The sequence below is a fragment of the Yoonia sp. genome, assembly GCF_036770585.1.
Classification (GTDB): Bacteria; Pseudomonadota; Alphaproteobacteria; order Rhodobacterales; family Rhodobacteraceae; genus Yoonia.
Window position 1 is genome coordinate 33,928 of record NZ_DAIPIW010000012.1, and the last position, 10,399, is coordinate 44,326.

At 63.5% G+C, this 10,399-nt stretch carries 11 protein-coding genes; 2 read left to right on the forward strand and 9 right to left on the reverse strand.

Annotated elements, in window-relative coordinates:
* The 8 genes from V7N12_RS04095 to V7N12_RS04130 form a co-directional block, all read right to left on the reverse strand.
* The coding region (locus V7N12_RS04095) for a Mur ligase family protein (RefSeq protein ID WP_333712890.1) at positions 1–554 on the reverse strand (554 nt) is incomplete at its 3' end.
* On the reverse strand, positions 551–2,038 hold the full coding sequence (locus V7N12_RS04100) for a UDP-N-acetylmuramoyl-L-alanyl-D-glutamate--2,6-diaminopimelate ligase (RefSeq protein ID WP_333712877.1): 1,488 nt from the start codon (positions 2,036–2,038) through the stop codon (positions 551–553). The genes V7N12_RS04095 and V7N12_RS04100, both read right to left, overlap by 4 nt.
* A gap of 13 nt (positions 2,039–2,051) precedes the next feature.
* Positions 2,052–3,836, reverse strand: coding sequence for a peptidoglycan D,D-transpeptidase FtsI family protein (locus tag V7N12_RS04105; protein WP_333712879.1), 1,785 nt, complete (start codon positions 3,834–3,836; stop codon positions 2,052–2,054).
* The gene (ftsL, locus tag V7N12_RS04110; protein ID WP_333712880.1) at positions 3,833–4,192 is read right to left on the reverse strand and encodes a cell division protein FtsL; all 360 of its coding nucleotides are present in this window, start codon (positions 4,190–4,192) and stop codon (positions 3,833–3,835) included. Before ftsL ends, V7N12_RS04105 begins: the two co-directional genes overlap by 4 nt.
* The gene (gene rsmH / locus V7N12_RS04115) at positions 4,192–5,172 is read right to left on the reverse strand and encodes a 16S rRNA (cytosine(1402)-N(4))-methyltransferase RsmH (protein WP_333712881.1); all 981 of its coding nucleotides are present in this window, start codon (positions 5,170–5,172) and stop codon (positions 4,192–4,194) included. Before rsmH ends, ftsL begins: the two co-directional genes overlap by 1 nt.
* Positions 5,173–5,181: 9 nt before the next feature.
* Positions 5,182–5,676: a division/cell wall cluster transcriptional repressor MraZ gene (locus V7N12_RS04120; RefSeq protein ID WP_333712883.1), complete on the reverse strand. Its 495-nt coding sequence runs from the start codon at positions 5,674–5,676 to the stop codon at positions 5,182–5,184.
* Between the two features lie 562 nt (positions 5,677–6,238).
* Positions 6,239–6,724, reverse strand: coding sequence for a GNAT family N-acetyltransferase (locus tag V7N12_RS04125; protein WP_333712884.1), 486 nt, complete (start codon positions 6,722–6,724; stop codon positions 6,239–6,241).
* Entirely contained in the window at positions 6,721–7,794 is a 1,074-nt protein-coding gene (locus V7N12_RS04130) for an Mrp/NBP35 family ATP-binding protein (RefSeq protein ID WP_333712885.1), read from the reverse strand. Before V7N12_RS04130 ends, V7N12_RS04125 begins: the two co-directional genes overlap by 4 nt.
* 249 nt (positions 7,795–8,043) lie before the next feature.
* On the opposite strand from V7N12_RS04130, the gene V7N12_RS04135 reads away from it, so the two are divergent.
* A complete protein-coding gene (locus V7N12_RS04135) occupies positions 8,044–8,262 on the forward strand; it encodes a DUF1127 domain-containing protein (RefSeq protein WP_333712886.1) in 219 nt (72 codons plus the stop codon).
* Positions 8,263–8,627: 365 nt separating this feature from the next.
* On the forward strand, positions 8,628–9,227 hold the full coding sequence (locus V7N12_RS04140; RefSeq protein WP_333712887.1) for a LysE family translocator: 600 nt from the start codon (positions 8,628–8,630) through the stop codon (positions 9,225–9,227).
* On the opposite strand, the gene V7N12_RS04145 is transcribed toward V7N12_RS04140, so the two are convergent.
* Positions 9,224–10,399: ATP-dependent helicase (locus tag V7N12_RS04145; RefSeq protein WP_333712888.1), on the reverse strand; the 1,176-nt coding region annotated here is incomplete at its 5' end. The genes V7N12_RS04140 and V7N12_RS04145 overlap by 4 nt on opposite strands.

Here is a 10,399-nt window from a genome sequence, read left to right on the forward strand (position 1 = left end):
GTCGTGACCATCGCCACATGCGGGCGGGTCATGCGCGACAGCGGGGTGATTTCGCCGGGGTTGCTCATGCCGATTTCGACAACGGCGAAATCGCTGTCCGCAGGCATCCGCGCCAGTGTCAGCGGCACACCCCAATGGTTGTTGTAAGAGGCTTCCGCCGCATGGCATTTGCCCTGCCGCGACAGAACCGTGCGCAGCATTTCCTTGGTCGAGGTCTTGCCGACCGATCCGGTGATCGCCGCGATCCGTGCCCTTGTGCGGGCGCGCGCGGCCATGCCCAGCGCCTCCAGCCCCGTCAGCACATCCGGCACGATCAGAAGCGGTGCATCCGCAGCCACGCCGTCGGGAATCCGCGAGACCAGCGCCGCAGCAGCCCCCCTTGCAAGCGCCTGCGCCACAAAGTCATGCCCGTCGCGCACGTCTTTCAGCGCGACAAACAGATCACCGGGCTGCAGGCTGCGCGTGTCGATGGAAACGCCCGTCGCCTGCCAGTCTTTCGTCGCGGTGCCGCCTGTTGCGGCAACGGCATCTTGCGATGTCCAGAGCGCGCTCATATCCGGCCCTCCAGTGCGGCGACCGCGACGCTGGCCTGTTCCACATCGTCGAAAGGCAGCACGGCATCGCCGACGGTTTGCCCCGTCTCGTGCCCCTTGCCCGCAACCAAAAGCGCATCCCCCGGCCCCAGCATGTCGACGGCGCGCAGGATCGCCTCGGCCCTGTCGCCGACCTCGGTCACGGTGGCGGGATCAGCGGCGGCGAGGGCACCTTGCATCACGGCGGCACGGATGCTGGCGGGGTCTTCGGACCGGGGGTTGTCGTCGGTCACGATCACGATGTCCGCATTCTCGGCGGCGGCGCGGCCCATCAACGGGCGCTTGGTGGTGTCGCGGTCGCCCCCGGCACCGACGATGACGACGATCCGGCCCATCACATGCGGCCGCATCGCCCGCAGCGCTGTCTGGATCGCATCGGGCGTGTGGGCGTAATCGACAAAGACCGCGGCCCCGTTGTCGCGCGTGGCCGCCAGTTCCATGCGCCCGCGCACGGTGCGCAGGTGATCGAGCGTCCTGAACACCGCGTCGGGATCGCCGCCCGCAGCGATGACCAAGCCCGCCGCCAGCAGGACATTCTCGGCCTGAAAACCGCCGATAAGGTTCAGGCGCGACTGCCACCGCTGGCCCTGCCATGTGAAAAGCAGGTCCTGCCCCGTCGCATCGAAGCGCTGGCCGGTCAGCCGCAGCCGCGCCTCTGGATGCCGCCCGACGCCGATCACCTCTTGTCCGCGGGACGCGCAGATCTCGGCCACCTCAGGGCCCTTGGGATCATCGAGGTTCACGACTGCCGTGCCATCCTCGGACAGCACACGGCGGAAAAGGCCCATCTTGGCGTCGAAATAGGCCGCGAAGGTCTTGTGATAGTCGAGGTGATCCTGCGTGAAGTTCGAAAACCCCGCCGCCGCCAGCACCACCCCATCCAGACGCCGCTGGTCCAGCCCATGGCTTGACGCCTCCATGGCGACATGGGTGACGCCGTTGCGGGCCGCCTCGGCCATGACGCGGTGCAGGGTGATGGGTTCGGGCGTGGTATGGGCCAGCGGGTGGGTCCATGACCCCTCGACCCCCGTGGTGCCGAGGTTCACACCGGCGATGTCCAACTCTTCCCAGATCTGGCGGCAGAAATTCGAAACCGATGTCTTGCCATTGGTCCCCGTGACGGCAACCACCGTCGCCGGATGCGGACCGAACCAGATAGAGGCGGTCTGGGCCAGGGTCTGACGCGGGTCTTCTGCGATGATCAGGGCGGCCCCGCTTGCGCCAAGTTCTCCGGCGGCGATGTCGGCGCCCTGACGATCCGTCAGGATCGCTGCCGCCTGCATCCGCAGGGCATACTGGATGAATTCGCCACCATGAACCCGCGCACCGGGAAGGGCGGCGAAAAGGTATCCGGGCTTGACCTCGCGGCTGTCGACGGCAAGTCCGGTGATCTGCGCCTCGCGTCCTTCGCGCGCCCGCAGTCCCAGTTCCGCCAGTGATCGCATCGCCCGCCCCCAATCAGTTCGAGGTGAGAGTTACACCGACCTGTTGAGGCCTGTCCACCTGTGGTCTGAGACCCAACAGCGGTGCCACGCGACGGATCATCTCGGCCGCGACGGGAACGGCGGTCCAGCCGGCGGTGCGGCGCGGTTCGACCCCGGAATTTTCCGACGGTTCGTCAAGGGTGACGATCAGGATATACTTCGGATCATTGGCCGGAAACACCGAGGCGAAAGTCGCGATCACCTTGTCGTCGTAATAGCCGCCGCCCGCCGCACGCGGCTTGTCGGCGGTGCCGGTCTTGCCGCCGACCGCGTATCCCTCGACCTCGGCGAACGAGGCGGTGCCGCTGGTCACGACCTGACGCAGCATCGAACGGGACTGGGCGCTGACCGCTTCGCTGATCACGCGCGGGCCGGGGACGGGATTATCCTGCCGCAGAAGCGTCGGCCGGACCAGCGTTCCCCCGTTCAAGAGCGAGGCATAACCGGCAGCCAGATGCAGCGGCGATGTCGACAGCCCGTGCCCGTAGGAAATCGTCATCGTCGAGATATCCGACCAGTTGCGCGGCAGCAGCGGACGCCCGGTCGGGGCCTCGACCATCTCGACCTGTGTGGGTTCAAGAAAGCCGAGGTTGCGCAGAAAGTCCTGCTGACGCTCGGCCCCGATCTGCATGGCGATCCGCGCGGTCCCGATGTTGGAGGAATGCACGATCACATCCGTCGTGCTAAGCCGCGGCCCGTAGTTGCGGAAATCCGTGATCCGGAACCGCCCCCAAGTCAGCGGGCCTTGCGTGTCGATCATCGTATCGGCGTTGACCAGCCCAAGCTCAAGCGCCTGCGCGATCGGAAAGATCTTGAAGACCGACCCCAGTTCGTAAACGCCTTGCACGGCGCGGTTGAACAGCGGGCTGTCGGACTGGTCGCCGGTCGTGGGAACGCTTGGGCGGTTGTTGGGATCGAAGTCCGGCAGGCTGGCCATCGCGACAATCTCGCCGGTATGGATGTCCATCAGAACCGACGAGGCGCCTTTGGCGTTCATGATCGACATGCCGCCCGCAAGCACCTGTTCCGTCACCGCCTGAATGGTCAGGTCGAGCGACAGTTGCAGCGGTGCGCCTTCGTTCGCGGGATCGCGCAGGAAGCTGTCAAAGTGCCGCTCTACCCCTGCCACACCGATCACTTCGGCGGACGAGACGCCCTCGCGGCCGTATCTGGCACCGCCAAGAATATGCGCGGCGACGGGACCATTGGGATAAAGCCGCATCTCGCGCGGACCGAACAGGAGACCGGGCGAGCCGATGTCATGCACCGCCTGCATCTGCTCGGGGCTAAGCTGGCGGCGGATCCAGAGAAAACGGCGGTCGCCGGTGAAATCCTTCAGCAGGTCCGCTTCATCCATCTCGGGAAAGATGGTGGCCAGTTCCCGCGCCACACGGACAGGGTCGATCATGTCGCGCGGATGGGCATAGAGCGAATGGGTCTGCAGGTTCGTCGCCAGAATACGCCCGTTTCTGTCAACGATGTCAGACCTTTGCCCGATGATGGGATTGCCTGCGACCACCGCGCGCGGCTCTTCTGGAACCGAAGAGGCAAGCGCCGCCATGCGCATTCCGATCACACCGAAGGCCACGAAGAAGGCCAGCCCCAGCACCAGCAGCCGCCCTTCGGCGCGGCGCCTTTGCTTGTCGGCCATGGCGGCATGACGGCGCGCCTTGTTGGCGGCCTCGATCGCGTCAGGGTTCTCGCCCTTCTGGCGGGCGTGCAGGACCGTTGCAAGCGGACGCAGCGGGGTGCGGGTCATAGGCCACCCTCCGCAGCAGTGCCGTTGTCGGAGGACAGCGTGATCGGATCGGTGATCGGCAGAAGCGGCGCCTGCGGATAGGTGATCTGGCCGACGGTGCCAAAAGTATCCGGCATCAAGGGCAGAAGGCCAAGGCGGTCGTAGTTCAGGTCCGCCAGATCGGACAGGCGGTCAGGACGGTTGAGATAGGCCCATTCGGCGTTCAGGACGCTCAGACGTTCGTGGGCGGCACCGATCGCGCGGTGCAGGTCGCGGACCTCTGCGATGGCGGACTGCGTCTTGTAGTTTTCCTGATATGCCCAGAACGCCAGCCCCATCACGGCAAGGGCAGTCATCACAAACAACAAACCACGCATCACTTGCGTCCTTTCGTCTTGGTCATCGGCATGCCCAGATCGCGCGGATCGATCGGGGCTGCGGCGGCATCGGTGCGGATCGCGACACGCAGCTTGGCCGAGCGCGCACGCGGATTTTCCGCCAGTTCCTGTGCGTCGGGGCCGATCGCCTTGCGCTTGTCCACCTGCCAGGCAGGCGTGACCTGTTCGGTTTCGGGTGCGTAGCGATTGGCATTGGCCGCCCCGCCCGAGCGCAGCTGGAAGAACCGTTTCACCATGCGGTCCTCGACCGAATGAAAGGTGACCACGGCCAGCTTGCCGCCGGGCTTCAGCGCCCGCTCGGCGGCCATCAGCCCTTCGGCCAATTCGCCGTATTCGTTGTTGACGGCAATCCTCAGCGCCTGAAACGTCCGTGTGGCGGGATGCGATTGTCCGGGCTTGGCACGAGGAAGGCACCCTTCCACCACTTTCGCCAGCGCCAGAGTGCTGTCGAGCGGCCGTGCCGCGACGATGGCCTTCGCGATCCGGCGCGAGGCGCGCTCCTCGCCGTAAAGATAGATGATATCAGCAAGGTCCGCCTCCTCGGTTTGGTTACAGATGTCCGCCGCCGACCGCCCGTCCTGCGACATGCGCATGTCAAGCGGGCCGTCCTTCATGAATGAAAATCCGCGCTCGGCCTGGTCGAGCTGCATCGAGCTGACGCCAAGGTCCAGCACGACGCCGTCAAGATCGCGGGCATAGTCGTCAAGCTTGGAAAAGACGCCCTGCACCAGCACGATCCGGTCACCATAGGCCGGCACCCAATGGGCTGCCATTTCGAAGGCAAGCGGGTCTCGGTCCACACCGATGACCGTTTCGGCCCCCGCCTCCAGCAGCGCGCGCGCATAGCCGCCGTTTCCGAACGTGCCGTCAAGCCAGACCCCTGAAATCGGCGAGACCGCTGCGATGAGCGGCCTGATCAGCACCGGAATGTGGGGTGTGGTGTCTGCGGCAGCCGACATGATGCCCCCCTATGTGCCCAAAAGGCTGAGGGGGTCGAAATCATCGGGCTGTGCGTCCAGCCATTCGGCCATCGACTGCCCGACCGTGCCTGCATAGGTTTCGGCCTTCCAGATCTCGAAGTGATCGCCGACGCCGCTGAAATAGACATCACCCTCGGTCAGCCCCAGCTTCTGACGCTGGCGGATCGGCATGACGGTGCGCCCGTCCTTGTCAACCTCGAGCTTGATGGATTGCCCAAGGATCAAACGCGACAGACGGGTCCGCGCTGCATCTCCGCGCGGCATGCCGTTGATCTGATCGGCGATTTCGGCAAAGGCGTCCATCGTGTAGACGTGAAGCGTCTCTTTCAGGTGATCGCCGTAAAGCAGATAAAGCCGGGGGTTGAGGCCGGGCGCCCAGTCGGGATCGCCTGCTTCGAGCACACGACGAAAATCGGCCGGGATCGACATGCGCCCCTTGCCGTCCACCTTTTGGGTGTGTTCGCCTGTAAAACTCAGAACCACTGTCCCTCGGCCCCGTCACCCCCCGGAAAATTTGTCCAGATGTGAAAACGGCGGATTGATCTGCTGCCACTGATCAATCCGCCGCCCTCGTCCCTTTGCGGGAAGTCCGACTGCGCGTGCCACCTGGGGGGATGTCTGCTCGCTCACGCGCCGGATCTGTTGGGTAATGGCGAAGCCTGTATGAAACCTGCTACTTTCGCCGGTTGGGGTTCTTCAGTCGCCCCTTTGGAAATCAATTTCGTCATTACCGTGAAACCCTTGTGCCACCGCTTTGGTCATCGATCAACAATTTTTTGGGATTTCATGGAACCTTTTGGGTTTCACCGGAATCCGACAGGACGCCGTCGACCTGACCGGGGCGCAAATTGGCGCAACATGGTGGGAATATAAGGGTTTTACCATACCACATATAGTAAAACTCACGTAGCACGACAAAATCTTGCGGAAGGAAATTATTTTCCCTCGGGCAGCGATCCGCATCGCAGAATGCAGGTTTTATAGATGTGACGGGCCAGAGTCCCACGGAATCACCGCGCGATTCCAGACATTCCCGAAAACCTGTTCAGAGGGTCTTGTGCATCACATGCGCATCGACGAGGCCAAGTGCCGGATGCCGGAAAGCGGCGGGGATGGTGCCGACAATCGCAAAGCCAAGCCGCTGCCACAGGCGTACCGCGCCCGCGTTGCTGGACAGGACAAAGTTGAACTGCATCGCGCGATATCCGAAACCGCGCGCCTGATCCTGCGAATGCGCGCACATCGCCTGCGCAATGCCCTGCCCGCGCGCCGCCGGATCGACGATATAGCCGCAATTGCAGACGTGATCACCACCGCCGGGCTGGTTGGTCTTGATGTAATAGGTTCCGACGATCCCGTCCGGGGTCTCGGCCACATAGGTCGCACGCGGGGCATCCAGCCAATAGCCAATGGCGTCGTCCCGGCTGATCCGGGGGTCCACCGCATAGGTATCACCTGCGCGAAAGACAGGTTCCAGCAGGTCCCAGATGCGGCTGCGATCTTCGGCGACGGCAGGCCGGATCGTGATCATGCCATGCCGCCCTCGATCAGGCGATGGGCGAGGGTAGCGTAAGCCTCGGCCATGGGACCGTCGCCCGCGGCGATCGGCGTCCCTGCATCGCCCGCCAACCGCGTATCAAGGTCGATGGGCAGCGCCCCAAGAAACGGCACACCGATTTTCTGCGCTTCAGCGGCGACACCGCCATGCCCGAAGATTTGCGCCTCGTGCCCGCAGTTGGGGCAGACGAATGTCGACATGTTCTCGATCATCCCCAGAATCGGCGTCCGGACCGAATTGAACATGTCGATCGCCTTGCGTGCGTCCAGCAGCGCCACATCCTGCGGGGTGCTGACAACGATGGCACCCGTCACGTCGGACTTCTGGCAGAGCGTCAGTTGCACATCGCCCGTCCCCGGCGGCAGATCGACGATCAGCACATCCAGTTCGCCCCATTGCACCTGCCCCAGCATCTGCTGCAAGGCGCCCATCAGCATCGGGCCACGCCAGACGACGGCCTTGCCCTCTTCCATCATCAGGCCAAGCGACATCATCGTGACGCCATGCGCCTGCAAGGGAATGATCGTCTTGCCATCGGGTGAGCCGGGACGTTTGTTCACGCCCATCATGCGCGGCTGGCTTGGCCCGTAGATATCGGCATCGAGCAGGCCGACGCGGCGCCCCGCCCTGGCCAAAGCGACCGCGAGGTTCGACGACACCGTGGATTTGCCGACACCGCCCTTGCCCGACCCGATGGCAAGGATCCGGTCGACGCCCGCCACCTTGGCCGGACCGGCCTGCGGTGTCGGATGGCGGCCGATCTTCAGCGACGGCGGCTCTTTGGGCTTTGCCGCGGGTCCATGCGCGGTCAGGACGACCGACACATCCGTCACCCCCGGCAGCCGCCGCACGATATCCTCTGCCGCGCGCCGCACCGCGTCCATGCCCGAGGCTTCTTCCGCCGAGGCAGCCTCGATCACGAAACGCACCCTTCCGGCATCGACACTGAGGGCACGAATCATGTCCCGTTCGACCAGATTTTGTCCGCCCGGCAGTGTGAGCCGTGACAAGGCTTCAAGAATTGCATCGCGGTTTGCACTCATGGCAGGGCCTCTCCGTCAACGTTTTTTTGGGGCGCTAACAGCAATCTGGCGCAACGAACAGCCCGCGCAACCCGCAAGCGGGCAGACTGCATAAAAATACATCGTTTTTATGACGATACGTCAGGGATGCTTATGCATTTGCTGCATAGCAGCATTGCGCAGGCAAGCATTGTGCAGCTGCAGCATCCGCCTACATACTGGTCACAACAGCGGCAATGACCGCACAGCAAAACAGATGATGAACCGAAAATGACTGTCGTAAACCAAACCCTTACCTCTGCCGCACCGTCGCTGCGCGCGCGCTTTGATGCGCTGCGCACCGCGATGGCCGAAGCAGCCCGCAAGCGCCGCGTTTATACCACCACCCTGCGTGAGCTGGAAACGCTGACATTCCGCGACCTGAGCGATATGGGGATCGACCCGACATCGCTGCGGAAAATCGCCTACGAGGCCGCCTACGGCAAATGAAACCGGAATTCGGCGCTGCCGCCTCCTCCCTTTAGGCAACGCCGACTACGACCCTCGGGCCTCCTCCTCCCTTTAGCCCCGGGGTCGCCAAGATAGGTGGCGACATTCACCTCCTCCCGAATGTCGCCACCGCACGGAATTCGGAACCTCCCTCCTCCTCCCGGGTGGAACCGAGAATACCGCAAGGATGGTGCACCTCCTCCCGCGCCGGACTTGTGAAGAGACGCTTCGCTGCCTCCTCCCTTTAAGGCGGGGCGTTTGCAATAAAGAACGGTCATGCCCACCTCCTCCCGGGCATGGCCGTTTCTTTTTTGACCTCGCGCGCGCTCTTTTCCTCGGACATGACTTCTGCGCAAGGTCCGACCATGACATTCGACATCCTCATCGCCCTTGCCGGCTTCGCCTTTGCCTCTTCCGTCACGCCGGGGCCGAACAACCTGATGCTGATGGCGTCGGGCGCCAACTATGGGCTGCGCCGGACGGTGCCGCATATGCTGGGGATTTCGCTGGGTCATGCCTTTATGGTGGCGATGGTCGGGATCATCCTCTTGCGGGTCTTCGAGACCTACCCGATCCTGAATGTCGTCCTGAAGGTGGTCAGCGCCGCCTATATGCTGTGGCTGGCATGGAAGATCGCGAACGCAGTCCCGCCCGAGGCGAAAGAGGTCACCGGCAAGCCCTTCACCTTCCTGCAGGCCGCGGCCTTTCAATGGGTCAATCCCAAAGCGTGGTTCATGGCGATCACCGCCATCAGCGCCTATGCGCCGCAGGACCGTGGCGTCATCGCAGGGTCGTTGATGGTGGCTGTGGTCTTTGCCGCCGTCAACCTGCCCTCGGTCACGGTCTGGGCATGGATGGGCGTGCAGGTGCGGCGCTGGCTGGGCACGGCGCGGCGGTTGCGGGTGTTCAACGTGTCGATGGCGGTCTTGCTGGTGATCTCACTCTATCCGATGCTGACACATTAGAACGGCACGTCATCCGCCTGATCGGCACCGACCACGAATTTCGCCACCACATGCTTTGAGCCTGCCTTGTCGAATTCGATGACCAGCTTGTCGCCCTCGATCCCCATGATCTCGCCATAACCGAACTTCTGGTGGAACACCCGCTGCCCTTCGGTAAAGGCGCTGGTGGCGTCAAGGTCGATGGTCATGTTCCGCGCCTCGGACGGGGCGGTCATGCCGCGTTGCTGGCTGCGCGATTGCAGACGCTTCCAGCCGGGCGAGTTGTAGACATCGGCGCGGCTGGCCTCTTCATGCAAGGTGGACCGCGCCATGCCCGCCATCATGGGCGAGGCGCTGGCCGACATGCCTGCCGCACCATAGCCGCCCCCATAAAGGCCCGGCGGCGTCAGCACCTCGACGTGATCTTCGGGCAATTCGTCGATAAAGCGGGACGGCATCTGGGATTGCCACTGGCCATAGACGCGACGGTTGGCGGCAAAGGAAATCGTGCAGACCTCTTCGGCGCGGGTGATGCCGACATAGGCCAGACGCCGTTCCTCTTCGAGGCCCTTCAGCCCGCTTTCATCCATCGACCTTTGGCTGGGGAACAACCCGTCTTCCCATCCCGGCAGGAAGACCGCCGGAAATTCCAGACCCTTGGCGGCGTGCAGGGTCATGATGCTGACCTTCTCGCCGTGATCGTCGCTGTCGTTCTCCATGATCAGGCTGACGTGTTCGAGGAAGCCTTGCAGGTTCTCGAAATTCTCAAGCGCCTTGACCAGTTCTTTCAGGTTTTCCAGACGGCCAGGGGCCTCGGGCGTTTTGTCGTTCTGCCAGAAGGTGGTGTAGCCGCTTTCGTCCAAAATCATCTCGGCCAGTTCGACATGGGTGTCGGCCTCGGCGCGAACCTGCGCGTTCCAGCGGTCGATCGCGGCCACAAGGACGCCCAGTTCCTTCAGCCCCTTGCCGCCCAGCAATTTGCCCTGACAGACCAGCCGCGCACCTTCGACAAGTGACACGCCATTGCTGCGGGCCGTGCGCTGGATCAACTGCACCGCCTTGTCGCCAAGGCCGCGTTTGGGCGTGTTCACGATCCGCTCGAACGCGAGATCATCCTCGGGCGAGACCGCCAGCCGGAAATAGGCCATGGCATCCCTGATCTCCATCCGTTCGTAAAAACGCGGGCCGCCGAT